This is a genomic window from Nocardia sp. NPDC051750 (genome assembly GCF_044453135.1).
Classification (GTDB): Bacteria; Actinomycetota; Actinomycetes; order Mycobacteriales; family Mycobacteriaceae; genus Nocardia.
The window spans coordinates 403,339-429,387 of sequence record NZ_JBITCK010000005.1 but is presented as its reverse complement, the minus strand read 5'-3'; the positions used below and the strand labels follow the sequence as shown (position 1 = coordinate 429,387).

Genomic DNA, 26,049 nt, shown 5'->3' with positions numbered 1-26,049 from the left:
GACCGGTACGTGCAAGAGGACGCGGCGGACGGGTTCATCCTCGTCCCGCATCTCACGCCCACGGGGTTGGACGAATTCGTCGACAAGGTCGTTCCGGAACTCCAGGAGCGCGGCAATTTCCGCACCGGGTACCGCGGTACGACGCTGCGACCACCTGGGTCTACGCCACCCGCACAAAGCCGGAGAAGAGGTACGGGCATCATGACCACACCGCTATCGATACTGGATCTGTCTCCGATCAGTACGGGATCGGATGCCCGCCGGGCGATCCGCAACACCATCGACCTGGCCCGCCACGCCGAGGCCTGGGGATACCGCCGGTTCTGGGTCGCCGAACACCATTTCGTCGCGGTGGCATCCTCCGCGCCCACCGAGTTGATCGCGCTCATCGCGGCCGCCACCGAGACCATCCGGGTGGGTTCGGAGGCCGTCCAGGCGGGCTACCGGACCTCGGCGTCGGTGGTGGAGGCCTTCGGCACCGTCGACGCGCTGTACCCGGGGCGGCTCGACCTCGGACTGGGTCGTTCGGCTCATCGTCTCCCGCAGCTGCGCACCCCCGGCACCCCGCCGCCTCCGCTCGCGCCCCGGCCGACCCTGGTGCGTGACGGAGTGGTGGTCCCGCCACCGTTCTCACCGGCGCAGATCCGCGATACGAGCCGACTGGCGGCCTCGCTCGAGGCGCTGCGGCTACCCGGTGCCGAACCGCTGGACTACGCCGAGCAGGTCGCGGAGATCCGGGCACTGCTCGCCGGGACGTACACGACCTCCGACGGAATCCGCCTGCGCGCGGTGCCGGGGGAGGGGGCCGACGTGCAGGTCTGGCTGTTCGGCAGCAGCGGCGGGGAGAGCGCGCAGCTGGCGGGCCGGCTCGGCCTGCCGTTCGTCGCCAACTACCACGTCTCGCCGGGGACGATCTTGGAAACCGTGGCGGGTTACCGCGCGGCGTTCCGGCCGTCGGAGCAATTCCCGGAACCCTATCTGGTGGTATCGGCCGATGTGGTCGTCGCCGAGGACGCGGCGCGGGCCGAACACCTCGCGTCCACCTACGGGCACTGGGTCGCCGGTATCCGCAGCGGTGCGGGGGCGGCCGAATACCTGGACCCGGATACCGCACCACCGCTGACCGATTATCAGCGGCAGCTGGTCGACGACCGGGTGAACACCCAGTTCGTCGGAACTCCGGCGGCTGTCGCCGGGCGGCTCGCCGCACTCCGGCGGTTGACCGGCGCCGACGAGCTAGTGGTCACGAGCGTCACCCACCGGCACGAGGACCGGTTGACCTCGCATCGCCTGCTCGCCCGCGAATGGGGACTCACCCGCGCCCGCGCCGCGTAACCGGTCCACCGGTCACGCTCAGAACGCCCCGCCGCCGGCGGGGACGGCCGCACCGGTAATCCAGCGGGCGTCGTGGGAGGCCAGAAAGGCGACGATATCGGCGATATCGTCCGGTTCGCCGACGCGGCCGAGCGGTATCGACTCGGCGATCCGGTCGAGCTGCCCGGTGATACCCGACGCGGCGAGCGCCTCGGTGCGGACGGCGCCGGGCAGCACACTGTTGACCGTGATCCCCCGGGGCGCCAGTTCGCGCGCGAGCACCCGCACCAGCTGTTCGCCGGCGGCCTTCGTGGCACCGTAGAGCCCGGAACCGGGCCTGTGGGTCCGCGTGACACCGGAGGAGATCACCACGATCCTGCCGCCGTCGGGCAGTCGGGCGGCGGCTTCGCGTAACAGGGTGAACGTGGATTTCGCGCTGCCGGTGAACATCAGGTCGAAATCGTCGTCGGTCGCCTCCACGAGTGGGGTGAACCGTGCGGTACCGGCATTGCCCACCACGATGTCCGCGCCGCCGAAGTGGTGTGCGGCGGCGTCGAAGAGCCGGCGGATCTGCGCCGGATCGGCCACATCCGCGCGCACCGCGACCGCGCGGCCGCCGCCGTTCTCGATCGCGGTGACGACCTGCGCCGCGGCCGCGGCATCCGAGAGGTAATTGACCACGACGGACATCCCGGTGCGGCCGAGTCGTTCGGCGATGGCGCGGCCGATCCCGCGTGAGCTTCCGGTGGCGATCGCGACGGACCCCCGTACCTCGAACGACGATCTGGTCTCCGCCTTCGGCGGGCTCTACCGCGAGGTGAACGCCTTCTACGGCGCGGTGGCTCGGGAGTTCGGGCTCACTGCCCAGCAGATAGCCCTGCTGTGCGAGGTGAAGGGCCGCCGGCCGTCGTTCGGTGAACTGGCGGCCTCGCTCGGCTGCGATAAAACCAATATCACCGGGATGGTGGACCGGCTGGAGCGCCGCGGGTACCTGACCCGGGAGCCCGATCCGGCCGACCGCCGGGTTTCCCGGGTGGTGCTCACCGCCGACGGGATCGCGGTGGGCGAGGAGATCCGTGCCGCGGTATCCGGCCGGCTGACCACGGGTACGTCCACCGGCACCCCCGGCGAACTCGCGACGACGGTAGCCGGGCTCGTCGCAGCCCTCGCGGACCGCGCCGGACGCTGAGGCTGCCACGCACGCCGCAGGTGTACGAACAGGCCGAACCCGGCGCGTGGGTGTCGAAGGGTTCCCGGCCGTCGATCTGTTGTTACCTCGGACGCCGGGCCGCCGGCGCGGGTGGCCGAGGGTCGACCCATTAAGCATGATCGCTTAATGTGAGCGGGTGTGGGTGACACGAGGTTCCGCGCCTGCGCCGCCACCCCTCGCCGGACATTCGGCACTGTCGTCCAGAAAGGCCTGGCCCATGAGGTTCACCTACGCCGAGACCATGACCGACCCGTCCTATTACGTCCCGCTCGCCCGGGCCGCCGAGGCGGCCGGGTACACGTCGATGGCGCTCGCCGACAGCATCGCCTACCCCCGCGACTCCGACGCCACCTACCCGTACACCCTGGACGGCAGCCGGGAATTCCTGGAGGACAAGCCGTTCGTCGAAACCTTCGTTCTCGCTGCCGCGCTGGCCGCGGCCACCACCACCCTGCGGTTCACCCCGTTCGTGCTGAAACTGCCGATCCGCCCGCCGGTGCTGGTGGCGAAGCAGGCGGCGTCGGTGGCCGCGCTGAGCGGTAACCGGCTCGGGCTGGGCGTCGGGATCAGTCCGTGGCCGGACGATTTCGAGATTTTCGGCGTACCGTTCGGGCAGCGCGGCAAGCGGATGGACGAATGCCTCGATATCGTCCGCGGTCTCACCGCCGGCGGGTATTTCGAGTTCCACGGCGAGATCTACGATCTGCCACCGATCAAGATCTCGCCGGTGCCCACCGAACCGATCCCGCTGCTCATCGGCGGTCACAGCCGGCCCGCACTGCGCCGCGCCGCCCAGCGCGGCGACGGCTGGATGCACGCCGGCGGCGACCCGGCCGAACTCGATCGCCTGCTCGCCGAACTCGGCACGCTACGCGCGGAGTACGGGACCCGCGCGGACTTCGAGGTGCACGTCATCTCGCTGGACGGGTTCACCGTGGACGGCGTGAAGCGCCTGGAGGACAAGGGTGTCACCGATGTGATCGTCGGCTTCCGCAACCCCTACACCCGCGAGAACGACACCGAGAGTCTGGACACCAAGATCGCGAACCTCTCCCGATTCGCCGACCGTGTCATCGCCCGCGCCCAGTGAGCGCATCCACCGAACAACAAGCCGTAGGAGTCGCAGTGAGTAGCTTGTCGAACAAAGTGGCACTGGTGACGGGCGCGTCATCAGGGCTGGGTGCCGCGGTCGCGCGACTGTTCGCCCGGCGCGGCGCCTCGGTATTCGGGGTGGCCCGCGATGAGCAACGCCTGACCGAGGTGTTCGCCGAGGTGCCCGGCGGACGGTTCGTCACGGCCGATATCGCCACGTCGGCCGCGTGCCGGTCGGTGGTCGAACAGTGCGTGGCCGACTTCGGACGTCTGGATATCCTGGTCAATGTGGCCGGCGCGCATCGGATGCGCCGCACCGGGGAAGTCACCGACGAGGACTGGGACCACGACCTGGCGGTGAACCTCAACGGCCCGTTCTACCTCTGCCGCGCGGCGCTGCCCGCCCTGCTGGACGCCGGCGGCGCGATCGTCAATGTCGCCTCCATCGCCGGTGTCGAAGGCCAGGCGTACTCGGCGGGCTACTGCGCCGCCAAACACGGCCTGGTGGGTCTGACCCGGGCCCTGGCCGTGGAGTTCACCGCCGATCGCCTGCGCGTCAACGCGGTTTGTCCCGGCGGCATGCTCACCCCGCAGATCACCGGGTTCTCCCTGCCCGACGGCGCCGATCCGAACCTTGTCCTGCGCGCCGCCGCACCGCGGGGCATGAACGAGCCGGAGGAGGTCGCCGCCGTGATCGCATTCCTGGCCGGTCCGGACGCGTCCGCGGTCCACGGTGCGGTCTACCTCGCCGACAACGGCAAGACCGCAGGCTGAGCGGACCCCTTCGCTGGGGCAGTCGATGGCCTTGCCCACCCGCGTTCATCAGGCCGGTGACGACCGGCCGAGTGCCGACGCCGACTGCCTCACTGCCGGTTCGCCCCGCAACGAATCGCCGAGATCAGGCGGGGATACGCGCGTTCTACGAGTGCCGAGGCACGAACAGCGCGGACCGTCCGGCTCACCCGGTGGCCGAGGTTTCGGCGGACCTATCGACTGGATGAACCGGGGCGGTGAGCATGGCCCCGAGCATGGTGACGATCTCCTCGGGGAAATCCGCGGCCGTGTTGTCCGACCGCTCCTTGCGCTCCCACTCGGCGAGCAGCGCGAACATGGCTGTGCCGACCGCGCTGATCCGGCGACGCTTCGCGGCGGCGTCGGCGGTCGGGATCGCGCGGGCGAGCTCGCCGAGGACCTGCGGCCATACCGTCCCCTGAGTTCCGTCGAGATCGGTCGGTAGGTAGCGGGCGGCCGCCTGCAGGAATCGCGCGTAGTAGTCGCTGTCCACCGAGGTCAGCGGCTGTACAAGGATCCGCAGCAGGGCTTCGACCCCGGTGCGGGCCTCCGCGTCGAGGGCTGTCAGCATCGCGGCGCGCTCGAGCTCCATCGGGGCGAGGCGCCGTTCGACCACCGCATGGATCAGTTCGTGCCGGTTCCGGAAGTGGTAGTTGACCGCGGAATTGTTCCGTTGACCGGCCGCGATCGCGATATCGCGCAGCGGTACCTGCGCGCCGCGCTCGGCGATCAACTGTTCGGCGGCGTCGAGAATATCGGCCCTGGCCCGCTCACCACGGTTCACAGCGATTCAGCATAATAACGGCGGATCCGGGTCGATGACCTTGTCTCGACCGGCGCGGGGGACGCGGCAAATAGGTATGTCCCGGGTCACTCGACCGATGTCTGCGCATCCTCGGACCGAACATGCTGAAGCACCTCGTCCGCACCTTCAGCGAAGGTTCTCCATGTACTCACCTGATCCAGAGAGCACCGGCGGCATCAGCGACGAGCACGCGCAGCGCATGACAGGAACGCTGATGATCCGCCGGTGTGCCCGCTGTGACCGGCTGTTCGCGCCGCTGACCGTCGATTGCTCGTCCTGCGCATCCGACAGCCTCGAATGGGTTCCGTCGTCCGGCGCCGGGACGATCCTTTCGTGGCGGGTGGTGGATCGTGGCGTGGTCGGGGGCCGCGACGGGCCGATGCCGTTGACGATCGCCATCGTCGAACTCGACGAAGGGCCGTGGGTCTACTCCTCCATCGAGGGGGACGTGCCGTTGCTTCCGGGGCGCCCGGCGTTGCTTCCGGGGAGCCCGGTGCGGGTGCGATTCCAGCCGTGCCCCCGGGAGGACAGATTTCCGGTGTTCACCGTCGATACCGATTCCGGCGGCTCGGGATATCGACACATAACCGTCCACGGCATCGGCGACCGGTCAGGGGAGAACTATGTCCGCGACTGACCAGCCGTCCGCGGCCATCTCCTGCGGTACCTCATGGGTCCGTACGGCATTGCAGCAATGCCGTGCCCTGGAGATGAGCAGGGCGGTGGACCCGAAAGCGTTGCCGGCCATCGTTTTCGCGATCCGATGGGCCCCGTTCGGCGGCGCCGGCCCCGAGGAGCTGTTCATGAACTTCGGGGTCACCCGTCAGCGATTCCTGCAGATGGTGCGTGCGGCGCTGAGCCCCCACGGGTCGGACGACCCACGAACACGGCAGGTGAAAAGACATCTTCTGCTGTCACTGTCGTGGGCCTGGCGGGCCGATCCCGGCGGGGTCGCGGTGGGAAGCACCGTGTGATCGCCGGCGGCCGGTTTCCGGCGTGCGATATCCGGTGGACCGGTGCCGACTCAGTCCGACTTCTCCTGCGCGATCTGGATGAGATTGCCGCAGGTGTCGTCGAAGACGGCGGTGATCACGGTGCCGTAGTCGACCGGATCCTGGGTGAACACCACGCCGAGATCGCGCAACCGTTCGTATTCGGCCCGCAGATCGGTGACGGCGAACTGGGTGAACGGAATCCCGTCTTCGACGAGGGCCTGTTTGTACACGGCGGCCGCGGGGTGGCCGGTCGGTTCCAGCAGGAGTTCGACGCCGTCGGGATCCAGCGGCGAGACAACGGTGAGCCAGGAGGCGTCGCCTACCGGGACATCGGTTTTCTTCCGGAAGCCGAGCACTTCGGTGTAGAAGCGCAGTGCCTTGCTCTGATCGTCGACGTACACGCTCGTGACATTGATCCGCAGCATTATTCCTCCAGCCAGCGGTCGGTGAGATGGCGCAGTGGTGCGCGCTCGAGGTAATGGAATTTGTGCCGCCCGTCGCGATGTGTGCGGACCAGCCCCGCGGCGGCGAGCAGGTCGAGATGCTGGGAGATCGCCTGCCGGGTCGAGGACAGGCCGTGTTTCATCGTGAGACGCCCGCACAGTTCGAACAGGGTCTGTCCATCGCGGCCGGCCAGTTCGTCGAGAATCACCCGCCGGGTCGAATCGGCGAGCGCTTTGAACACAAGGCCCTGGTCGGCGTCCACGAACCCACTATAGGCAAGTATCTGCTTGCCTATCAAGCCGGGCTTATTCGCGGTCGTGGAATTCCTCGCTCGAGCGGAGGGCCGGGTCCGGCACCGATGCCGGTCGGTTGCCGCGCCGGGCTCAGCCTCCGGCACGCAGACGGGCGCCGTGCGGCAGGACCCAGGACGGTCCGGGACGGATACCGGTGGCCGGGTCGGTGACGTCCACGACGTAATGCCACTGCATCGCCACGCGGTCCGCGTCGATATCGACCACGCCGTAGCCGTGGGAATCGAGCTCGGCGTAGTGGATATGCGGGTTCACTGCGCCGACCGATTTCTCCAGAGCGACCGCCGCGGTACGCGGCGGGCCCGGCAGCAGATCACCGATACCGGCCGAGGTCACCGACGGCACCACGAACTCCGCCCCGGCCGTACGGCCGCCGGGGTAGGCCGCCGCCTCGACCGGGACATCCGCCGCCCACGAACTGTGGATATCGCCGGTCAAGTAGACGACGTTCGACAGATTCCGGTCGGCCAGGGCGGTGAGCAGCCGCCGACGGTCGGCGGTGTAGCCGTCCCACTGATCGGCGTTGGGCGCGACACCCTCGCGCGGTATACCGAGTACCTCGGTGACCGCGGCCGTCGTGGCCGGGTCGAGCGGCGGGAATGCCAGCGGGGCGATCATCACCGAATTGCCGACCAGCTGCCAGCGCGCGGAACTGGAGACCAGCCCCGCGGTGAGCCATTCCATCTGCGGGGCGCCGGTGAGCGTGCGGGACGGGTCGTCGGCCCGGCGCGAACCCAGGTCCGGTTGGGCGTCCCGGTAACTCCGCAGATCCAGCATGGATAGTTCGGCGAGCGTGCCGAACCGCAGCCGGCGGTAGATCCGCGGCGCCGCGGCCGTACCGTCCGGGCGGACCGGCATCCATTCCAGATACGCGCGCACGGAGGCGGCCCGTCGCGCGGACCAGTCGCCCTCGGTCGCCGGATCGTGCTCCTCCGCGCCGCCGGACCAGGCGTTATTGGCCGACTCGTGATCGTCCCAGGTACAGATGAACGGCACCTGGGAGTGCAGGGCCCGCAGATCGGGGTCGGTCTTGTACTGCGCGTGCCGGATCCGGTAGTCGGCGAGTGAGACGATCTCGTGCGTCGGCTCGTGCCGCCGCACCGAACCCGCCCGGCCGTCGAAGGATCCCGCCGCACCCTCGTAGAGATAATCGCCGAGGTGCACGACGGCATCGAGATCGTCGCGGGCAGCCAGATGCCGGTAGGCGGCGAACCAGCCGGCTTCCCAGTTCGAGCACGACACCACGCCGAAGCGGAGTCGCCCGGGCGCGGCGGACGCGTCCGGTGCCGTCCGGGTCCGGCCCACCGGCGACGTCTCGCCGAGGGCAGCGAATCGGTAGTAGTAATCGCGCGCGGGAGCGAGTCCGCGGACGTCGACCTTCACCGTGTGGTCGCCCTGCGCGTCCGCGGTCGTTTCGCCGGCCGTCACGATGGTGGCGAATCGGTCGTCAGCGGCAACTTCCCAGTGCACTGTTGCCGGACCCCCGGCCCCCGATCCGGGAACTGCCGCCGGGTTCACGGTCACCCGGGTCCAGATGATCACGCCGTCCGGAAGCGGGTCGCCCGAGGCGACACCGTGGCCGAATACCGGTACCCCGGCCCGGGCCACCGGTGCCGCCAGTACGCCCGAGGCAGCGGCGGTCGCGCCGGCCCGCAGCAGTACGCGGCGACTCAGCGTGCTCGGGCCCGAGGGTTTCGAACCAAAGATGTTTCCGCTCACGTGCACAGATCACAGCCGACGGAGGGTCAATCGGCAAATCGGAATCGGTCAGGAGCATATGTTGTCGCGTACGCAGGCCAGGAGCAGCTCGGTGACATCGGCCCGCGGCGGGGTGGTGGCCCGCGGCTGGGGAGCCAGCGGGATCTGCGGGAAATCCGCGGTCCGCGCCGCGCCGAGCTGGGCGGCGGAACGGAAACCGTAGCGTTTCCAGGCAATGTCCTGAACCCGGGGATCCTGCAGTGCGGTGATCAGCTGGTGGGCCGGCGCGGTGAGTGCGAGGACCGGGTTGCTGTTGAAGATGGTGGGATCCGGATACAGCATCCGGGCACTGTTCAGCAGCGCATCGGTGGCGGAACCGTTGTCGCGGTAGGCCACCAGTTGCTGCAGGATCTGGCTCTCGTAACCGGCGTAGAGCGAGGTGGCGCCCTGGATGAGCCATTCCCGGAACCCGCCGTCGGAGCTGTCCGACTGCAGCCCCTGCGCATCGTAGAGACCGCGTACCGTGGGCAGCCCAGCCCTGGCTTCGGCGACGGTGGGCGGCTGGAACACGTCACCGGAGGCGATCACCGTCAATTCGAGTTGCAGCAGGGTGAATCCGGAGTTGGACGATTGCGGATCCGTACTGGTGATCCGGATCGGCCCGGCCGGTCCGGTGGCGTTCAGTTCCGGCCACTTGCGTTTGGGCAGCACATAGTCCAGCAGTAGCCGTTTGAAATCGACGACGTAATACGCGTTCTCGCGCATCTCCACGATCCCCGCGGCGATCAGTGCGTCCGTGGCCGCCGCCCCGGCATAGATCACCTCCGGGGTCTCGAGGACCGGTTCGGCGCGGTAGTCCGGGAAATCGCCGGTGTCGTGCGACTCCTCGAAGATGCTGCGTGCGCTCGCCGAGGACGGCCACAGGCAATCGACCTGCTGATCGCGCAGCTGTCCCGTCGGTATCTGCACCAGATCGTAGGAGCCCCGTTTGTCGAACTGCACCTCGAGCCCGAAATCGTTCCGCAGAATATCGCGGATCTCGGTATCGGCCATCAACGCAGATTTCTCGGAGCCGCCGAGGCAGGTGAGTTGCTGCACCGCGGCCGGGGTCTCTTTCGAGCTCTGGATCACCACCACACCCACCACAATGGCGACCACGGCGACCACCACCGCGACGAGGACGGGGAGACGGGATCGGTTCACAGTTCCTCGCTCGGGGGTAGTCGCGGCGGAGTCATCAGTTCCAGGTGCGCCAGATCCCGGAAGAAACTCTCCAGATTCGCGTCGCCGACCTGTCCGGCGGCATGCGCGGCGAACGATTCGAATCCGGTGAGTGTCCGGCGGCCGGCGGCCAGGAGGTTCTCGGCATCGCGGTAGGACGACGGATGATCCTGGATTTCGGCATACCGGCGCAGGGCCGACTCCACGCTGAGGAGGTAGTCGTGCAGTTTGTGCAGGGTCGCGGGCAGCGCGGCGGGGTCGACTGTTCCGGTGCGTTCCAGCAGGCGCGGCACGGTATCGCAGGCCCGGAGCAGGGAAGAACGGGTGGCGGCATGACTCACCCGAGCCGCCAGGGCGGCCACCCGGCCGTTCACCTCCGACACGTCCCGCGCCAAGCGCCGGCGCCGCGCCGACTGCGACACCGTGTGCCCGGCGAGCCCGGCCAGCACGGCCGCCCCCACCGCCACCAGCGCGGCACCACCGGCCGAACCGAGCACGGCATAGAGACCGAGGAACGAGGCCACGAGAACGGCCAAGGCCGCGATCACGGCGGAATTGTTCGGCACCGGCAGCTCCTACCGGTAGCCGGTCGCCTGGCGCAATGCCGCGACCATATCGTCGCCGGTGAGATACGAGCCGCCGGTACGGTCGGCGATCGACCGGAGCGCGTCCTCCTCGATATCGGAACCGAAACCGATGACGACCACCGGGATCCCGGTGGCGGCGATGTCGTCGAGACCGTTGCCGCCCTCGGTATCGGCGCCGTCGGTCATCAGGATGACCAATTGCTTACGACCCGGCTCCGCCGCGCCGGAGAACTGGTGGGCGGCGGTGCCGAGACAGCGGTAGATGCCGGTGTCGCCGGAGGGATATCGGGAATGCACCCGGTCACGCAGCGAGGTGAGTGCCGGTTCCGCGTTGCCGGTGACCCATTCCGTGGTGGCGCTGGTGTGGTTGAAGACCAGGACCGCGGTCCGGTCGTGCGGTCCGGTCTGCAGGAGATACTGCTCGGATTGCGCCGGATCGAACAGCAGATCCGCGGCCCGCAGCACCCCGTCCCAGCCGTCGTTACCGTCCATACTGCGGGACGCGTCGATGCAGTACACCAGGTCGGTGGGGGTGCGGTAGACGGTTTGGTAGTCCTGCAGAACCGCCGCGATCACCGGCGCCGCCGGAAAGGTCATCGGCTGCTCGTCGAGGGTCGTGCGAATACCCCAGGCCGGATCGAATACCGCACGCGGCGCATCCGGTAACGAGAGTCCGATACTGGTGATCGGCCGGCGGCCCAGCTGCACGAGCTGCTGCTGAGTATCCGCCGTGAGCAGGAAGTCTTGGAGCTTGCGGAAATTGGCGAGCTTCCCGGGATTGTCGCCGTGCGGCAGGAACCCGAGCGGCGCATCCGAGATCGCTTGCACGCCTTTCGGATAGATCACCTGCAGCGGCTCTTCGCCGTCGCGCACCAGCTGCTGATTGCGTTCGATCACCAGATCTTCGTAGGTGAACATCGTCTTGCACCGGTCCGGTGCGGCCAGGCATTCGTCCATCAGCAGGCCCGTGGACGGTGGGGTTTTGGTGACGGCCCGCGCGAATCGGGTGAATCCGGTGCGCACGGGTTCCGAATCGAGCTGCTCCCGGGTCAGCGGCACGCCGGGTCCGTTGCCGGCGAAATGGTTGAGGAAACCGAGCAGCACGGTAGCCCCGGAATTGGACTGGGTGGGGTTGGTGGTCCACACCGTTGTCTTCTTCGATTCGGCGGCCGCCAGGATCTCCTCGACGCCGACGTCCCGTCCGGTGAACCCCAGCGCGTCCAGCTCGGCGCGGCGTCCCGCGAACACCAGCGGCGTGCTGAACATCGGCTGCACGTCCTGCAGCCGGTGCGCGGTATCACCGAACTGCTGGAACACGCTGCTGGCGAACCAGAAGGCATCGTAGGGCGCGTCCCCGTTCTCCAGCAGCCGGGCCTGGTCCACCGAGCCCAGTTTCGTCATGGTGCAGGTCAGATTCTGCTCCCGGCACCACGGCTGCACGATCTGCTGGAACACGGCCTCGTGCTCGGACCCCGCGACGATGTTCAGCACACCGGAATCGGCGTCGTATTCGGTCACGGCACCGGATTCACCGTCCTGCCCGCAACCCGCCAGTACGGCAGACAGCAGTACGAATACGGCAGCCAACAATGACCCACGGCGATAAAGCAATTCGCCACCTCCCCTCGCTGGGGAGATCGTAGGCGTAAAGACAGGTGAGACAGGGTGAACTACCGGTGACGACCTGGCGAATCCTCGACTCGGCCGCGACGTATTTCGACCGGGCCGCGGCGACCGGAACGCCCGCGAGACCCTCCGTTGTCTCGGCCTGCGCGCCCGGAACGCGCTCTTCTCCGTATCCGCTCTGTTCTCGCGTCTGATGACATTCACCGAGCGTTCGGCCGCCAACATATCGCTCGAGGACTACGGCTCGGACGATCGAGCCGCGCCCTGGTCCCGCTGATCTCAGCGGTAGGCGTCGCGGATCTCTTGTGCCCTGGTGCTCTTCGGCTTGCGCCGGTAGGTCTTGCCGGAGGGGATGGGCTGGGCGGCACTGGAGCGGCGGAGTTGCTGGCGTCGTCGCCATCCGGTGAGGTCCGGGCGTTCGGGTTTGTCGGGGGTGCTCACTGTTACTCCGAGTCGGTACGGGGACGGGGGCGGTGATGGGCCTCGGAGTCGGTCATGTGATGGATCATTGCGTGTGCAGCGGAATTTCGCCCGGGGTTTTCTCGCGTGCCGGGATGCCGCCGTTGGTCGGCGGATCGTTCACCGCGGGCCGCCGGCCCAGCGCGGGGGCGATCAGTTCGACGGTGTCGTGCAGGATCTGTTCGTAGTCGCCGCGGTGGAATTCGTAGGGTAGTTCCAGGCGCAGTTCGGTGGTGTGGGCGAGGACAGGTTCGGCGTACAGCCTTTCGATGATCTGCTCGGCGGTGCCGACCAGATCGGGGGCGAACAGAACGCGCCGTTCGCCCTGCGGGGCCAGGGTTCGCTGCTGCCTCCCGGCCGCATACCGGCGGTAGCGTTCACGGGTCGCCCGGTCGGCGCTGTCGACGGGGACGATCACCCGGCCCACCGCGATCCGGGCCGGGCGGCCCGGAACGATGCGGCGACGGTATTCCTCGATCAATGCCAGCTGTGTGGTGCTGAAATCATCGCTGTGCTCACCGAACACGATATTGCCGGTGAGAATATTCAGGCCGTTCTCGCCGGCCCAGCGCACCGAACGGGCGCTGCCGCCCCCATACCAGAGCCGGTCGATGAGGCCCGGACTGTGCGGCTGGAGCCGCGGGCGCTGGGTGTTGCCGGGGGAGTGGATCACCGCATCAGGTTCGCCCAGATAGTCACCGCGCAGATTGTCGATGAGCCGGGCGATCCGTCCGTAGGACAGGTCGTAGCTACGCCACTCGCCGTCGAAGACGAGGTCGCCGATCAGGTCCGCGTGCGGTGGAGTGCCCGCGCTGAAGCCGGGTTGCAGCCGGCCACCGGAGAGCACATCGGCCATCGACAGATCCTCGGCCAGCCGGAACGGGCTCTCGTAGCCGATGGGGATCACGGCGGTGCCCAGCTCGATCCGGCTGGTGCGCTGGCCGGCGGCGGCCAGGAAGACCGCCGCCGATCCGACACCGTGCTCGAGGTGACGCTGCCGGATCCAGGCACCGTCGACACCGAGGCGTTCCGCGAATTCGAACAGGCGCAGGGTGTCCTCGAGGCCGGTGGCGGGATCATTGTCGGGATAGTTGCCCGGGGTCAGCAGCGACAGGTTCGTGATCGATGGTGTCACGGCGCTCATGGGTCAACTGCGCTCGTACGGGATCTTCTCGCCCGCTTCGACCGCGACCGGGAGCCGGTTCTCGGCCGGTGGCAGCGGGCAGGTCGCCAAATCGGTGTAGGCGCAGGGGAGGTTGACCGCCCGGATGCGCGCCTGCCCCGTCGAGCGCTACGCCGCGATGTAGTTGCTGTGCCATCGTCTCCCGTTTCTGTGCGTACGCGAGTGGTACGGGTGAACGCCGAGGTTCGCCTTCCCGGGCCGGTTCCGGTCGATCACTGCTCGCAGGAGATCTCGGAGAGGCATGTCGCGACGACGTCCCGGTTACCGGTATCGGCTGGCCGGGGCGCTGCCGCGGTTCGCGCCGCGGCCCGGACCAGGCGATGTCAACGATTGAGATCAGGGCGAGCCGGGTGGAATGCGGCTCCAGATGCACAGCTGAGTTGCGAAGCGCGTGACGAGTCGGTCATGTACACGCGGGCTCGGGTGATCAGGTCTGCCGCCGGTGACCGAACACGCGGAAGGGGCAAGCGGGCGCCTGTGAGTGGCGGCCCCTGATTGCTTCAGCATTGCCGTGTTGTTGTGTTCGAAGGAGACACCGAACCCGTACTGAGCCCGTACGCTGGCGGTATTACAAGTGAGGGGAGGAAGTTCGAGAGATGGCGATCGTTACGTGGACCGGTCTCGAGGTCGCAGCGCTGCGTGCGCTGCGGGATACTCAGATTCAGTTCGCCGACCGGATCGGTTGTTCGCTCGAAGCGGTCGGCAAATGGGAACGTAGGGGTGCAGACATCACTCTGGGGGCGAAGTACTCCTTGTGCATGGACACCACCCACAGGCGGCTCGATGACGAACAGCGAGCGCGCTTCTATGCCGCGCTCGATGACCGGCGCGAGAAATCCGATCCCCTGGCCTTGCTACCTACCCGAGTTGCGGCTCCCTATCCGCCACGGCCTCATACGGAAATGGCCCACCCTGGCAGCGACGGGATCGTGGACAAGTCAAGTAGCGGCATACGCGATGGCAGCATCTTTCAACTGAGGCGAGTCATAATGGGTTGTATTCCAGATTCGCCCCCAGCTGAGCAGTTCGATCTGACCGCTGCGGTGAATCGCGCATGGGATCTATTCTTCTCGGCTCGATTCGACGAGTTGAAACGCGAGCTCCCCGCTGCTTTGGCCAGCGCTTACAGTGCAGCAGAGTTCGCGGTAGGCGAGCCCCTGCGTCAGATCAATATTTCGATCGCGAAACTCTTGCACGCCGCTTCGAATCTACTGGGCTACGTGGCACACGAAGACTTGGCCGCATTCGCGCTCCTGCGCGCAGAGGCACTGGCCGACGACAGCCGAGACGAGCTGACACTGGCTGCTATCAAAGCCTCGCAGTCGTGGCTTCTTGTGAAAAACGGAATGCATGACGATGCGGCCGCGTATGCCGACCGAGTAGCAACCGATATCGAACCGCGGTTGTCTACAGCCTCCCCACGCCATATCGCTATTTGGGGCGAACTTCTCTGCTATGCCGCATTCGCGGCTTCCGGAACAGGGGACTATCGCGAAGCGCGAAGGTATCTACGCTTGTGCGAGTCGGCCGGAATACAGTTGGAAGGCGATTATGCCAGTCGCCCCGAGGTGTCCAATGTGTTCGGCTACGCCTCGGCCGCTAGTTTCGGGGTTGTCAACGAAATCAGTGCGAATCGCCCGCGCGAAGCTCTGAGACTTGCCTCCGTTGTCACCGGTCCGGATACCGGAATCCCGCCCACCCTGCGCAGCCGCTGGTTCGTCAACGTCGCGCAAGCCCAGATCCACAACCGGGACGATGCGGACGCCGTGGATACCCTTCGTTGGGCGTGGTTGATGGCACCGGAGTTCATCGGTCACGTTCCCCTGGCGCACACACTGATCAACGAGCTGCTGACCCGCCGGGGTAAGCAACAGTTGGACGGGCTTGTCGGAATCGCCGAACACCTGGGTGTATCGGACCAAATGGGAGGAACTCGACCTTGATCGTCAATCCTGCCGCGCTCGCTGTCTTGTGCTTCGGCGATTCCAACACCTTCGGCCAACCTGCCGAAAAAAGTGGCCGATGGCCGGCCGACGTGCGTTGGACGGGGCGGCTACAAGAATATCTGGGTACCGGATACGCAATTGTCGAGGAAGGTCTCGGCGGTCGCACCACCGACCTGGACGACCCTGATCGTGACGACCGGAACGGCCGCAAGTACTTTCGGCCGTGCCTGCGCAGCCATTCACCGTTGGACATGGTCGTCATCATGCTCGGCAACAACGATCTCAAGAGCAAGTTCGGTCGGGAAACCGACGCCGTAGCCGGCGCGATCGAAGGCTATATCGACGATGTGGAGCGCACTGCCTGGACTCGTACCGGGGTAGTGCCGACGGTGTTGCTGGTCGGTCCGATCCATCTCGATGCCGGCCAATCCGCATTCGCCGAGCAGAGTTCCGAATACGACGCCGGCTCTGTGCGCAAGTCGCGGGAGCTCGGCGCGGCGATACGCCGCGTTGCTGACAAGCGCAGGACTCTCTTCGTAGACGCCGCTACCGTCGCGTGTCCGGGAATTGACGGTATACACCTGAGCCGCGACTCACACGAACCACTGGCAAGGCTGATTGCCGATGAAATCCGGTCGATTCTGTGATCGCGTTGCCGGCGCGAGTCAGCCACTCGAGCAGGAACAGCCATCGTACCCGCCAAATCTCAGAGCACCTCGAGAGTGTCGCGTGTGCTGAATTCTGTTGTGCCCGTGCGATGAGCACTGTTTCGGCCGTCGGTTCCTGCCTGGCTGGATCGGCCGCTGCCGGGGAAGTCATGGCAGCCGGCAGTTCGCGGAAAATGGCTCATGGTTGACCGTAGCTCTCATAACGCTTCGACGTTGCCCCTTGGCACCGGGCAGTCGACGTGCTGGACGAAGATTCGTTCCAGGCGTTTCTCGCCGAACTCGTCCACGATGTCATCGTTGATCAGGTAATTGGGGTCGTGGTCGAGTAAGTACGCGACCGTGTTGCTGCCCTCGCTGGTCGGCGGCTGGAGTCTCAGGTAGTCGAAAACGCCCTTGCTGGTGTTCGCCCGCCAGAAGCGCGGTGTCAGCAGGTCCCCTTCCGGGAAGAAGTCCCAACCGGTGACCGTTACCGAGCAGAAGAAGTCGAACTTGCGTCCAGCATAGTAGCGCTCGGCGTGCCGGAGGATACGGTCGAGATGAGCTGCGGCCGCCTGAACCAGCACCCGATTGCGTTCGATGAGCGACAGCTCTTCCAGGAAAGCGATTTGGGAATACGTCGTGAAAAGTGGGAGCTCGTCGAAATATCCGTCACACGTCATCAGCCCGTCGAAGTCCAGTAAGTCGACGGCGGCCAGCAGCCGCTCGAAGGCATCTCGAAATCGGGGGTCGACCTCAACCGTCACTGTGCCTCCCCGGCTGGGTAGCCGCCCGTGCGTGCGCGACGAACTGCAATCTGCGGACGGACCAGGCACGCCGGATTGCATGGGTCGGCCTCACGATTTCCTTTCTACCTCGGATAGGCAGCAAGCGGCTATCGGAACCACCGTGTCCCATACCCGCCGGGTGTGCGGCCCGCCGTGCAGCAGGACGAGCGCGGGGCCGGAGCCGGTGATCGTGACGGTGAGTTCGACGGAGTTCGCCGGTATTCGATGTGGCTGGTGTGGGGCATCGATCGGCACGGCTGCCTCCTCGGTTACCACTACGGGCTCACTGAGCTCGGGCGATCCCTCGAGGAGCGACTTGCCGGCCTGCGGGAGTGGGCGGAAACCCATATGTCGGCGACTGCCGATCACCGGGCAGGCGCCGCCGAGGGGAATTGCCGAACCGGGTGATTCCACCGTGTTCCGATGGCCTCGGGTACGCCCGAAGGGCAGGTCCAGCAGGGTGATTCGAGAAGTCTCATCATGCGGGCACGACAACCGTTGCCGCATACGACCAACCTGGCCACACTGAATCTCGTAATCCATCAGAAGAGGGAGAAATGATCATGTGGCCATTGGACGCGGCCGAAGTCACTCGCGCCGTTCTGGAATTTCTGGACTGGCTCGTGAAGTCCCTTGTGGGCCCGCAATACGGCAGTAACGGTGGTCAACCCGGCGGGCTGTGATGCCCACTGAACAACCAGGTGGCGTCGATCCGCAGCACATAGGAACGGCAGACGTCCGTTACCTCGGCCATCACCTGGGCTTCCGCAACGTGCATTGATACGCAACGCGGTGCACGGGTTACCCGGGGCCTGCTGGGGCTTGCCAGCATTGCCGCATGGCCGGCTCGGCTCGCCGGTCCACGAGTTCGATACGGAAACCCAGTGGGTTCTACAGGAAGGCGAAGTGCAGCGCGCCATCCGGCGTTTTCCGGGTCGCCTCTACCTGCCAGCCGTGCCGGATCAGTTCCGTGACATCTGCGGCCACGTCGTCGGACCAGTAGCCGACGTGGTGGATGCCGCCGCCCGGCACCGGCTCCCACAGCGTTCCCGATACGGCACGCACAACTTCGAGCCGCGGCTCGTTGATCGAGAACATACAGGAGAGCTCGATATCGGTAACGCCGCCGGCCACGGTCACCTGGACGACTGAGCCGATCCGGTCGCCCCATTCGTAGCCGAGAGTTGCCGACAGTGTGGCGGCTGTCGCTGCCATATCGGTGGTGGCGACCCCGGTATGGAAGTGGTCGTCAGCCTTCACCGCCGGCCCCTTGTCCACGTGCCCGGGTCGGGCGGTTTGCGCTGCTTACAGCCATTTTAAGAATGTTGTTCATGACACATGAGAAGGATATTCTCACCGAAGCGCCCGCGGTACAAGGGGTGCGATCGCGGGTGCTGTTCGTTCGTCGTTCGAGAGGGCGCGGCCGAGGTGATGCCCGTGGCGGGTGGTCAGCTGTTTGCGTGGGCCTCGGCGCGTTGCAGGTTGATGGCGACTTCCTTCTGCCATTCCTCGTGTGCGTGACGGGTGTCGACTTCGCATTCGAAGCGGTTGGTCATTTCCGGGGTGACGTCGGCGACGTCGACGTAGAACTGTTCGTACCAGCGGCGTTGCTGGTATACCGGGCCGTCTTCGGTGGTGAGCAGGGGATTGTCGATCCGGGTCTTGTTTTTCCAGATCTCGACGTCTTCGAGGAAACCGGTGGAGAAGTTCCTGGAGAACGCGGCGGCGAGTTTGCCGGCGGCGTCCTGGGACATGCCCGGGATCTTCTGGACGCTGACGGCCCATTGCAGGACGAACGAGTCCTGGGTCACCGGGTAGTGGCTGTTGATCAGCACGACTTCGACGGTGTTGCCGCCGAAGTCGTTGTGCAGGTAATTGATCATGTAGGACGGCCCGTAGTAGGAGGCTTCGGAGCGCAGGAGCGCGTCCTCGATCTTGCTGATGTCGGGGCGTGGCTCGGAATGCATCAACTGGGTGGCCACGTGACCGTCGAAGACATTCTTGAAGTAGACGGGGTAGGCGCCGTGGATGTAGAAGAAGTGGGCCATATCGACGTTGTTGTCGATGATCTCGCGGCAGTTGGACCCTTCGATCAGCACCGATTCCCACGTCCAGTCGCTCCACTGGTCGGTGCCGATACCGTCGATGTGCGGGATCGCCAACTCCGGTGGTGGCGGGTTGCCTTCCGGGTCGTTCCACACGAACAGCTGAAGATTTTGCTCGGTGGTGATCCAGGTGTGGGTGCGCGCGAGCTTCGGAATCCGTTTCGCGTAGGGCACCATCGTGCAGCGGCCGTCGCCGCCCCAGCGCCAGTCGTGGAACGGGCAGGCGATGGAGTCGCCCTTGATCGTTCCCCGGGAGAGATCCGCGCCCATGTGCCGGCAGTAGGCATCGAGCACCCGGAGTGTGCCGGTGGCATCCTCCCAGATCACCAGCTTCGTGCCGAATGCCTGTACGGAGTGGGGTTTTCCATCGCGGAAGCTGTCGGACAGGCCGAGGCAATGCCAGCCCCGGGCATAGCGCGTGCGGTTCGCTCCGATATCGATCGAACGGACGCCCGTCTTGCTGGTCATGATTGTTCCTGTTCACCCGGGTTGTCGATACTCGTGACCGGTAGGCGTCGAACGCGCGGATTTGCACACCCGAGCGCCGGTCGCGCGGTCACCGGGCTCGATGACCTCGGGGTGCTTGTTCCCGCGGGTCTTTCCTGTCGTTCCGGTCCTGGGATCGGCAGTGTTGTTGCCGCTCCGCCGGTCTGGTGACGGGGCGAGATCCATCCGTAGTTTAAGCATATCTGCTTAAACTGTCGAGGGTCGGGTTGCCGAGCCGGCCGCGTCCGATGTTGATTGCGGCCTTGTCGAATGTGGCGTGTGCTGGTCGGGAGATTCGTAGCCCAGCCATTCGAGCCCGGTCGGTGTGCTCTGGGTGGGGGCCGGTGGTCCCTGGTGCTGCGTCATCGTGGTGCCCCGGCTCGATCCCCACCGTGTACTGTTCCGGCTCGGCACCGTTCTCCCCGGGGATCGGGATCAGCGGCGAAGTACCTTGCGCGCCAACCCACTCCCCAGGAATTGGATGCCCTGCACCCCAGCGCGCTCGAGTCGATCGAGATCCACGACTGGCCCGCGACCGTTGCTAGCGTGGTTCGGTGGATCTGAGACTGGACGGAAAACGTGCCATCGTCACGGGCGGTAGCAAAGGTATCGGACTTGCCGTCGCCCGCGGGCTCGCCGCCGAAGGCGTGGACATGGTGCTCGCCGCACGCTCGCCCGAACCGCTCGCGGCCGCGGCCCGCGGTGGCCGCTGAGACGGGCCGGCGGGTGCTCGCGGTCGCCACCGATACCGGCGACGACGAGCAGGTCCAGGAACTGGTTCGGCGCACCGTGCGGACGTATCACTGGCCCGCGGCGTGCGGCGGTACCAGCCGGAGGCCGTGGCCCGAGGTAGCGGTGCGGTCGACGAGCCATACGACGAGGCTCTGATCCGTATCGCTGTCCAGTGTTTCGAACGGGACGTCGACGGTGCCGAGTTCGGGATGGTCGAACCGCAGCACCTTGGCTATATCGAGCCCGGCGCCCTGCGGTCGCCAGCGCGCCGCGAAATCGGGGTTCCTGCGCAACGTGTCGATGGTCTCGCGCAGAGTCGCGTCGCCCGGCCGGCGCAGCGTGGCGCGGCGCAGGATCTCGGCGAAGGTGTCGGCGGCCGCGGCCCAGTTGCGCAGCGTCCTGCGGGCGAGCGGATGCGAGTAGACGTAGTGGGCCAGGTTCACGTTCTCTCGCTGGTCCAGGAGGCCGAGAGGGACGGCGAAATCCTCCCAGGCCGAATTCCAGCCCAGGACGTTCAGCCGCAGTCCGAGGACGAATGCCGGGGTGGGCTCCAGCGACCGGAGGATCGCCTCCATCGTGTCCGAGACCTGCTCCCGCGCCGGGGGCACTTCGGGGCAGTGTGCCTCCTGTGTGCTGGTCAGCGCCAGCCAGCCGAATACGGCGCTCTCCTGGTTGTCGAGCAGCAGGGCCTCGGCCAGTGCTTCCACCACCGCGATCGACGGGTTGGTATCGCGGCCCTGCTCCAACCGGGCCAGATAGTCGACGCTCACGCCGGCCCGCACGGCCACCTCCTCGCGGCGCAGGCCCGGCGTGCGGCGCCGGCCGCCCTCGGGCAGGCCGATATCGGCGGGGCGCAGTTCGGCGCGCCGCTTGACCAGGAAATCCGCGAATGCGTTGCGGGTCATCACACCATGGTGCCCTGCCGCGACGCGGTTAGCCGCGCCCTCTCAGGACGAGGATAACCAGGGTCTGGCGGGCGGGCCGCGGCCCGGAGATCGTGAGGTCATGACGACAACACCCGAAACCACCGGAACCACCCTGCGGGCCGGCGAGTGGGCGCTCGATCCCGCGCACTCCTCGGTCGCGTTCACCATCCGCCATCTCGGAATCGCCAAAGTGCGTGGCGGATTCGGCCGCTTCGCCACCCGGTTCGAAGTCGACGACTCGGGCGCGGCGGTGATCGGCGCGACCATCGACCTGGATTCGTTCGACACCGGTAATCCCGATCGGGACGCGCATATCCGCACCGCCGATTTCCTGGACGTCGCCAACCGTCCGACCCTCACCTTCCGTGCCACTGAGCCGGTCCGGGTCGCCGAGAACTTCACCGTGGCAGGGGAGGCCACGCTGGGAACGGTCACCGCGCCGGTCACCCTGGAGGCCGAATGGGGCGGAATCGAAGATTTCGGTCCCAGCGGCGAACGGCATGCCGGGTTCTCCGCGACCGGCACGATCAAACGCTCCGATTTCGGCGTCGGCGACGCACTGCCCGGGCTGTTGAGCGACGTCGTGAAGATCGAACTGGAAATCCAGCTCGTCGAACCGCGGTAGCGGGGCGGTCAGCGTCCGGAGTCCTCCGTGATCCACGCGGCGATCTGGGCGCGCGAGGTGAACCCGAGCTTGGTCAGGATATGTTCCACATGGCTCTGCGCGGTGCGCTGGGAGATCACCAGTTTCGCCGCGATCTGTTTGTTGCTGAGCCCCTGGGCCACCAGGTCGGCGACCTGCCGCTCGCGTTTGGTCAAGGCGCCCGCCGAGCCGGACGCGGCCGGCCGGTCGGTGTCCGGCGCCCCGAGAGCGTAGGCGACAGCAGTGTCCATTTTCATCGTCATGCCCCGGCGATGGGCGGCGGCGAAGCCGCGATTGCCCAGCACACGGCGTGCTTCCCGCTCACAATCCTCGTGGAAGCGCCCCAGGTTGTGGAAAACGATGGGGACCTGGGTACCTGTCGGCGTCAGCCCCTCCGCGGCCCCCAGCAGCACGGCTGCCCGTTCGGCATCGGCACGGACGTCGATAGTCCAGGCCAGTGCCTCCAGGGAGTACACGGTGAGCACCGTGCTGTTCAACCCACTGTTCACGCGCAACGCTTCCTGGATCAGCGGCTGGGCCCGTTCGCGCGTACCGTGCTGCCACTCCGCGACACCCAGACCGCGCAACGCGGCGGTACGGTGCAGCACCTCGCCCCGCGGTTCGGTCGCCGAGAGGACGTCCCGGTAGAGTTCACCCGCGCGGGCCACGTCACCGCTCAGCTCGTGCGCCCAGGCGAGCAAGGCGAGCGCGCTCATCCGGAACTGCCCCAGGGGATCCGAACTCGTCAGCTCCACCGCGCGTTCGAACTGTTCCCGTGCGTGCCCGGATTCCCCGCGTGAGAGTGCGAGCAAGCCGTCGGTGTAGGCGATCTGCGCCCGGGTCGACTTCCCGAGTTCGGCGGTGACCAGGGCCCGGGCTTCCTCCAGTCGCGCCGCCGACGCCGTGAACTCTCCGCTCGATGCGGCCAATTTGCCTGCGGCGCAGAGCGCTTCGATGCGGCCGGATATCGAATTCGCTATCGGATACGCGAGCAGGCGGTCCAGCCAGGAGCGCCCCTCCCCGTACAGGCCACGGAAGTTCCAGAACTCGTACAGACCCTGGGCGGTGCGCAGGCCCGCTTCGGCTGCCTCGGCGGTGTCCTCGGACAAGCAGTATTCGAGCGCGTCGCGCAGATTGGCTTGTTCACGTTCGAGGCGCGCGATCCAGCGCGGCTGTTCCGCGCTCATCCAGCCGGCCGCGGCATCGGATATCAACCGCTGGTACCAGTCGTGATGCCGCCGGCGCAGCTCCCGGAACCGGCCCGCTCTCCGCAGTTCCTGCCGGCCGTAGTCGCGCAGCGTCTCCAGCATCCGGAAGCGCACGACGGGACCGGATTCCTCCCGGACCAGGATGGACTTGTCGACCAGCGACGACAGCACGTCCAGCAGACTGTCCGGTGCCGTATCGACGTCGCAGACCCCCTCCACAGCGTCCAGTTCGCAGCTACCGGCGAACACCACGAGCTGCGCCCACAGCTGCTGTTCTGCCGGGGTACACAGGTCGTAGCTCCAGTCCATGGACAAACGCAGCGTCTGCTGGCGCGTCGGGGCGGTGCGCGCGGACCGCGTGAGCAGCGAGTACCGATCGTTGAGCCGCTGCAGGATCTGCTCGGGTGACAGTGTGCGCATCCGGGCGGCCGCCAGCTCTATCGCGAGCGGCAGACCGTCCAGCCGCGCGCAGATCCTGGCGACAGTGCCCTTGTTGTCTTCGTCCAGCTCGAATCCCGGAACTGCCGCGGCTGCCCGCTCCGCGAACAAGGTGACCGAGTCGAATCGGGGCATCCCCTTCAGACTCGGTTCGCGGCCCGGATCGGGTACCGACAGTGGCGCGACCCGCAGCACGGCTTCGCCGGCGATATTCAACGGTTCCCGGCTGGTCACGAGAACACGCAACTCCGGGCATACCTGCAGTAATACCTCGTTCAGTTCGGCAACGGCCTGCACCACCTGTTCGCAATTGTCCAGGACGAGCAGCATGTCGCGGGGGCACAGGAACTGCAGCAGCACATCGGTCAGCGGGACGGCCGATTCGTCCCGCACCCCCACCGTGGCCGCGACGATATCGACCAGTAGCGAGGAATCCGAGACGTCGGCCAGGTCGACCAGCCACACACCGTCGGCGTAATCGCGGATCACCTGCGACGCGGCCCGCAACGCCAGGCGGGTTTTCCCGACACCCCCGATCCCGGTCAAGGTCACCAGCCGCGAAGTGGACAGGAGATTCTTCACTTCCGTCAGCTCGGTCCGCCGATTCACCAGACTGGTCAGCTCCAGGGGAAGATTGCCGGTGCGGTCCCCGGTGACCGGCCCGCGGGTGCGCGGGTCCGCTGGTTTCTCTTCCCGATCCCCGCGAATCGGAGCGTCCTGTAGTGCCATCGACCCCATCGGATATCCGTGCTGCTGCTGTACCCGGCGGGCGTCCTCGCCGAAACCGGCGGCGGAGGGACGTGCCCGGGGGTCCCGGTTCATCGCCGCTTCGACCAGCGTCGTGACATTGCCGGGGATACCGAGTTCACGCAGGTCGGGAAGCGTTTGGGAGGTGATCCGCAGGAACTGGGTGACAATTTTCTCGCCGGATCGGCGTTCGAATGCCGCATGCCCGGTGAGCGCGCTGAACAGCGTGGCGCCCAGCCCGTACACATCGGCAGCCGGTGTGGGAGTGCCGCCCTCCAGGACTTCGGGCGCGGTGTACGCCGGGGACCCGGTCACGGTGCCCTCGGCCGTCCGGAACCCGCCGGCGATATGCGCGATACCGAAATCGGTCAGCGCCGGTTCCCCGTAGTCGGTCAGCAGAATATTGCCGGGTTTCACGTCCCGGTGCACGATGCCGACCCGGTGCGCGCTCTCGAGTGCGCCCGCGATCTTCACGCCGAGCTGCAGTGCCTCTTCGGTGGCCAGTGGCCCGTGCCGGCGAATCCGGTTCTCGAGCGAACCCGACGCGTAATAGGGGGTCACCAGATAGAGACGCCCACCGTCCGTGATTCCCTCCGCCAGAACAGGGACGATATTCGGATGTCCGGTGAGGCGGCCCATGGCCCGCTGCTCACGAACGAAGCGCGCGCGATTGTCCTCGTCCGATTCGCCGGACAGGACCTTGACGGCCACTGTGCGGTCCAGCGCCTGCTGGGTGCAGCGGTAGACCACCCCGAAACCGCCGCGCCCGATCTCGGCGGGCGCCGCGAAACCGGCCGCATCGAGTTCCGCCGCGACCGACGTCGTCGTGTCACGACGGGTCCGCAGCGGGTCGTCGCCGGTCATGGGCTCGATACGCTCCGTCGAGCAGCTGCCAGGGCATCGGGCAACATCTGTTCACCTCTCGCCACTGTCAACTCTATCGCCGAGCGGACTTCAGTGCCGAGATACGGGAAACCGGCACCGTGGCCGTCCGGCGCGGTGACCGGGTTGCCCGGCCGGTCTCCGCCGGCTACCCCGCCAGGGCGGATCCGGAGGTCAGCACCTCGAAGATCGGGAACCTGTCGCCGCACGGCGGCGCGCAGAATCGCACCCGTACCGGCTCGTGCCCGGATGCCGGCACGTCACCGTCGATCGCCGTATAGACCCAGGGGCCCTCGTCGAGTTCGACAATGGCAATGGTCGTCGCTACCGGTACGGCACGCGGATGTGCGGCGCACTGCACGATGCGCCAGCACACGATGGATCCGGTGCCGGCCGCCGCCACTTCTTCGCACGTGTCGGACCAGCAGGACGAACATCGCCCGACCGGCGGTGCGAACAGCCTGCTACAGGCCACACAGCGGCGGATCATGAGCGCGTTCGCCGCGAATTTCAGATAGTCGTCGCCGGCTTCTCGGATATGGTCGGTGTGCCCTTGCTCCATCGATACGCCTCGGTGTCCTGGTACTGACGGGGTCAGCTGCCAGCATCTCCCGTCCCGGCTCCCACCACGTCGGTCGAATGGCCCGGCACATACCTATTTTGTGAATGTTCCAGCGCCGGCGGAGAGCCATCCGGGACGCGTGCCGAGCGCTCAGCCGACGATCCCGATCAGCACGATCACGGCCTTCAGCGGGTCTTATGCCGAT

The 26,049-nt window shown here is 66.9% G+C and carries 27 protein-coding genes and 1 pseudogene; 11 read left to right on the top strand and 17 right to left on the bottom strand.

Features of this window, described 5'->3' with window-relative positions:
* Positions 1 to 201: 201 nt before the first annotated feature.
* On the top strand, positions 202 to 1,335 hold the full coding sequence (locus tag ACIA75_RS23845; RefSeq protein WP_397108012.1) for an LLM class flavin-dependent oxidoreductase: 1,134 nt from the start codon (positions 202 to 204) through the stop codon (positions 1,333 to 1,335).
* 18 nt (positions 1,336 to 1,353) lie between these two features.
* Here ACIA75_RS23845 and ACIA75_RS23840 read toward each other — a convergent pair whose 3' ends face one another.
* Positions 1,354 to 2,031 (bottom strand): SDR family oxidoreductase, encoded by a 678-nt coding sequence (locus ACIA75_RS23840; RefSeq protein WP_397108010.1) that lies wholly within the window; start codon positions 2,029 to 2,031, stop codon positions 1,354 to 1,356.
* Between ACIA75_RS23840 and ACIA75_RS23835 the strand changes: the two genes are divergently transcribed.
* The 3 genes from ACIA75_RS23835 to ACIA75_RS23825 all read left to right on the top strand — a co-directional run bounded on the left by ACIA75_RS23835 (position 2,009) and on the right by ACIA75_RS23825 (position 4,390).
* Positions 2,009 to 2,503 carry a MarR family winged helix-turn-helix transcriptional regulator gene (locus ACIA75_RS23835; RefSeq protein WP_397107537.1) on the top strand — a complete coding sequence of 165 codons (495 nt, stop codon included), beginning with the start codon at positions 2,009 to 2,011 and terminating at the stop codon, positions 2,501 to 2,503. The two genes, ACIA75_RS23840 and ACIA75_RS23835, sit on opposite strands and share 23 nt — an antisense overlap.
* 238 nt (positions 2,504 to 2,741) lie before the next feature.
* Complete coding sequence (locus ACIA75_RS23830; RefSeq protein ID WP_397107535.1) at positions 2,742 to 3,614, top strand: TIGR03619 family F420-dependent LLM class oxidoreductase; 873 nt, start codon at positions 2,742 to 2,744, stop codon at positions 3,612 to 3,614.
* Positions 3,615 to 3,649: 35 nt separating this feature from the next.
* Positions 3,650 to 4,390 (top strand): SDR family NAD(P)-dependent oxidoreductase, encoded by a 741-nt coding sequence (locus ACIA75_RS23825; RefSeq protein ID WP_397107533.1) that lies wholly within the window; start codon positions 3,650 to 3,652, stop codon positions 4,388 to 4,390.
* Positions 4,391 to 4,574: 184 nt separating this feature from the next.
* Here the strand turns inward: ACIA75_RS23825 and ACIA75_RS23820 are convergent, their stop codons facing one another.
* Positions 4,575 to 5,192: a TetR/AcrR family transcriptional regulator gene (locus tag ACIA75_RS23820; protein ID WP_397107530.1), complete on the bottom strand. Its 618-nt coding sequence runs from the start codon at positions 5,190 to 5,192 to the stop codon at positions 4,575 to 4,577.
* A 163-nt stretch (positions 5,193 to 5,355) separates the two neighbouring features.
* Between ACIA75_RS23820 and ACIA75_RS23815 the strand changes: the two genes are divergently transcribed.
* Together ACIA75_RS23815 and ACIA75_RS23810 are read left to right on the top strand one after the other, a co-directional pair.
* Positions 5,356 to 5,850 carry a Zn-ribbon domain-containing OB-fold protein gene (locus ACIA75_RS23815; protein WP_397107528.1) on the top strand — a complete coding sequence of 165 codons (495 nt, stop codon included), beginning with the start codon at positions 5,356 to 5,358 and terminating at the stop codon, positions 5,848 to 5,850.
* Positions 5,837 to 6,187 (top strand): hypothetical protein, encoded by a 351-nt coding sequence (locus tag ACIA75_RS23810; protein WP_397107526.1) that lies wholly within the window; start codon positions 5,837 to 5,839, stop codon positions 6,185 to 6,187. The genes ACIA75_RS23815 and ACIA75_RS23810 overlap by 14 nt, the downstream gene beginning before the upstream one ends.
* A 50-nt stretch (positions 6,188 to 6,237) precedes the next feature.
* Here the strand turns inward: ACIA75_RS23810 and ACIA75_RS23805 are convergent, their stop codons facing one another.
* The 9 genes and pseudogenes from ACIA75_RS23805 to ACIA75_RS23765 all read right to left on the bottom strand — a co-directional run.
* The gene (locus ACIA75_RS23805; protein ID WP_397108009.1) at positions 6,238 to 6,630 is read right to left on the bottom strand and encodes a VOC family protein; all 393 of its coding nucleotides are present in this window, start codon (positions 6,628 to 6,630) and stop codon (positions 6,238 to 6,240) included.
* 2 nt (positions 6,631 to 6,632) lie between these two features.
* Positions 6,633 to 6,914, bottom strand: coding sequence for an ArsR/SmtB family transcription factor (locus tag ACIA75_RS23800; protein ID WP_397107524.1), 282 nt, complete (start codon positions 6,912 to 6,914; stop codon positions 6,633 to 6,635).
* A gap of 121 nt (positions 6,915 to 7,035) precedes the next feature.
* Positions 7,036 to 8,682 carry an alkaline phosphatase D family protein gene (locus ACIA75_RS23795; RefSeq protein ID WP_397107522.1) on the bottom strand — a complete coding sequence of 549 codons (1,647 nt, stop codon included), beginning with the start codon at positions 8,680 to 8,682 and terminating at the stop codon, positions 7,036 to 7,038.
* Between the two features lie 48 nt (positions 8,683 to 8,730).
* Positions 8,731 to 9,864 carry a hypothetical protein gene (locus ACIA75_RS23790; RefSeq protein ID WP_397107520.1) on the bottom strand — a complete coding sequence of 378 codons (1,134 nt, stop codon included), beginning with the start codon at positions 9,862 to 9,864 and terminating at the stop codon, positions 8,731 to 8,733.
* A complete protein-coding gene (locus tag ACIA75_RS23785) occupies positions 9,861 to 10,448 on the bottom strand; it encodes a hypothetical protein (RefSeq protein ID WP_397107518.1) in 588 nt (195 codons plus the stop codon). Before ACIA75_RS23785 ends, ACIA75_RS23790 begins: the two co-directional genes overlap by 4 nt.
* A 9-nt stretch (positions 10,449 to 10,457) precedes the next feature.
* Entirely contained in the window at positions 10,458 to 12,080 is a 1,623-nt protein-coding gene (locus ACIA75_RS23780; RefSeq protein ID WP_397107516.1) for a VWA domain-containing protein, read from the bottom strand.
* Between the two features lie 294 nt (positions 12,081 to 12,374).
* Positions 12,375 to 12,536: a hypothetical protein gene (locus tag ACIA75_RS23775; protein WP_397107514.1), complete on the bottom strand. Its 162-nt coding sequence runs from the start codon at positions 12,534 to 12,536 to the stop codon at positions 12,375 to 12,377.
* A 64-nt stretch (positions 12,537 to 12,600) separates the two neighbouring features.
* Positions 12,601 to 13,698 (bottom strand): LLM class flavin-dependent oxidoreductase, encoded by a 1,098-nt coding sequence (locus tag ACIA75_RS23770; RefSeq protein WP_397107512.1) that lies wholly within the window; start codon positions 13,696 to 13,698, stop codon positions 12,601 to 12,603.
* 3 nt (positions 13,699 to 13,701) lie between these two features.
* Positions 13,702 to 13,821: pseudogene (locus ACIA75_RS23765) on the bottom strand (DUF1684 domain-containing protein); the annotation flags it as partial.
* Between the two features lie 512 nt (positions 13,822 to 14,333).
* Between ACIA75_RS23765 and ACIA75_RS23760 the strand changes: the two are divergent.
* Positions 14,334 to 15,680 (top strand): hypothetical protein, encoded by a 1,347-nt coding sequence (locus ACIA75_RS23760; protein WP_397107510.1) that lies wholly within the window; start codon positions 14,334 to 14,336, stop codon positions 15,678 to 15,680.
* Entirely contained in the window at positions 15,677 to 16,330 is a 654-nt protein-coding gene (locus tag ACIA75_RS23755) for a GDSL-type esterase/lipase family protein (protein WP_397107508.1), read from the top strand. Before ACIA75_RS23760 ends, ACIA75_RS23755 begins: the two co-directional genes overlap by 4 nt.
* Positions 16,331 to 16,548: 218 nt before the next feature.
* On the opposite strand, the gene ACIA75_RS23750 is transcribed toward ACIA75_RS23755, so the two are convergent.
* On the bottom strand, positions 16,549 to 17,094 hold the full coding sequence (locus tag ACIA75_RS23750) for an Imm15 family immunity protein (protein WP_397107506.1): 546 nt from the start codon (positions 17,092 to 17,094) through the stop codon (positions 16,549 to 16,551).
* Positions 17,095 to 17,256: 162 nt separating this feature from the next.
* Between ACIA75_RS23750 and ACIA75_RS23745 the strand changes: the two genes are divergently transcribed.
* Positions 17,257 to 17,523, top strand: coding sequence for a hypothetical protein (locus ACIA75_RS23745; RefSeq protein ID WP_397107504.1), 267 nt, complete (start codon positions 17,257 to 17,259; stop codon positions 17,521 to 17,523).
* Between the two features lie 483 nt (positions 17,524 to 18,006).
* On the opposite strand, the gene ACIA75_RS23740 is transcribed toward ACIA75_RS23745, so the two are convergent.
* Both ACIA75_RS23740 and ACIA75_RS23735 read right to left on the bottom strand, forming a co-directional pair.
* Positions 18,007 to 18,375, bottom strand: coding sequence for a VOC family protein (locus ACIA75_RS23740; RefSeq protein ID WP_397107502.1), 369 nt, complete (start codon positions 18,373 to 18,375; stop codon positions 18,007 to 18,009).
* 188 nt (positions 18,376 to 18,563) lie between these two features.
* Entirely contained in the window at positions 18,564 to 19,688 is a 1,125-nt protein-coding gene (locus ACIA75_RS23735) for a Rieske 2Fe-2S domain-containing protein (protein ID WP_397107500.1), read from the bottom strand.
* A gap of 572 nt (positions 19,689 to 20,260) precedes the next feature.
* Between ACIA75_RS23735 and ACIA75_RS23730 the strand changes: the two genes are divergently transcribed.
* Positions 20,261 to 20,419 (top strand): SDR family NAD(P)-dependent oxidoreductase, encoded by a 159-nt coding sequence (locus tag ACIA75_RS23730; protein ID WP_397107497.1) that lies wholly within the window; start codon positions 20,261 to 20,263, stop codon positions 20,417 to 20,419.
* Positions 20,420 to 20,506: 87 nt separating this feature from the next.
* On the opposite strand, the gene ACIA75_RS23725 is transcribed toward ACIA75_RS23730, so the two are convergent.
* Positions 20,507 to 21,343, bottom strand: a complete 837-nt coding sequence (locus ACIA75_RS23725) for a helix-turn-helix domain-containing protein (RefSeq protein WP_397107495.1) — start codon at positions 21,341 to 21,343, stop codon at positions 20,507 to 20,509.
* A 100-nt stretch (positions 21,344 to 21,443) separates the two neighbouring features.
* Between ACIA75_RS23725 and ACIA75_RS23720 the strand changes: the two genes are divergently transcribed.
* Positions 21,444 to 21,989: a YceI family protein gene (locus ACIA75_RS23720; RefSeq protein WP_397107493.1), complete on the top strand. Its 546-nt coding sequence runs from the start codon at positions 21,444 to 21,446 to the stop codon at positions 21,987 to 21,989.
* 8 nt (positions 21,990 to 21,997) lie between these two features.
* On the opposite strand, the gene ACIA75_RS23715 is transcribed toward ACIA75_RS23720, so the two are convergent.
* Positions 21,998 to 25,264, bottom strand: coding sequence for a protein kinase (locus ACIA75_RS23715; RefSeq protein ID WP_397107491.1), 3,267 nt, complete (start codon positions 25,262 to 25,264; stop codon positions 21,998 to 22,000).
* A 166-nt stretch (positions 25,265 to 25,430) separates the two neighbouring features.
* Positions 25,431 to 25,844 (bottom strand): Zn-ribbon domain-containing OB-fold protein, encoded by a 414-nt coding sequence (locus ACIA75_RS23710; RefSeq protein ID WP_397107489.1) that lies wholly within the window; start codon positions 25,842 to 25,844, stop codon positions 25,431 to 25,433.
* Positions 25,845 to 26,049 lie beyond the last annotated feature (205 nt).

Bases quoted from the DNA above. Each gene is read 5' to 3' on its own strand.
- ACIA75_RS23845 (WP_397108012.1), top strand. From the start codon at position 202: ATGACCACACCGCTATCGATACTGGATCTGTCTCCGATCAGTACGGGA.
- ACIA75_RS23830 (WP_397107535.1), top strand. From the start codon at position 2,742: ATGAGGTTCACCTACGCCGAGACCATGACCGACCCGTCCTATTACGTC.
- ACIA75_RS23815 (WP_397107528.1), top strand. From the start codon at position 5,356: ATGTACTCACCTGATCCAGAGAGCACCGGCGGCATCAGCGACGAGCAC.
- ACIA75_RS23810 (WP_397107526.1), top strand. From the start codon at position 5,837: ATGTCCGCGACTGACCAGCCGTCCGCGGCCATCTCCTGCGGTACCTCA.
- ACIA75_RS23770 (WP_397107512.1), bottom strand. From the start codon at position 13,698: ATGAGCGCCGTGACACCATCGATCACGAACCTGTCGCTGCTGACCCCG.
- ACIA75_RS23760 (WP_397107510.1), top strand. From the start codon at position 14,334: ATGGCGATCGTTACGTGGACCGGTCTCGAGGTCGCAGCGCTGCGTGCG.
- ACIA75_RS23735 (WP_397107500.1), bottom strand. From the start codon at position 19,688: ATGACCAGCAAGACGGGCGTCCGTTCGATCGATATCGGAGCGAACCGC.
- ACIA75_RS23725 (WP_397107495.1), bottom strand. From the start codon at position 21,343: ATGACCCGCAACGCATTCGCGGATTTCCTGGTCAAGCGGCGCGCCGAA.
- ACIA75_RS23720 (WP_397107493.1), top strand. From the start codon at position 21,444: ATGACGACAACACCCGAAACCACCGGAACCACCCTGCGGGCCGGCGAG.
- ACIA75_RS23715 (WP_397107491.1), bottom strand. From the start codon at position 25,264: ATGACCGGCGACGACCCGCTGCGGACCCGTCGTGACACGACGACGTCG.
- ACIA75_RS23710 (WP_397107489.1), bottom strand. From the start codon at position 25,844: ATGGAGCAAGGGCACACCGACCATATCCGAGAAGCCGGCGACGACTAT.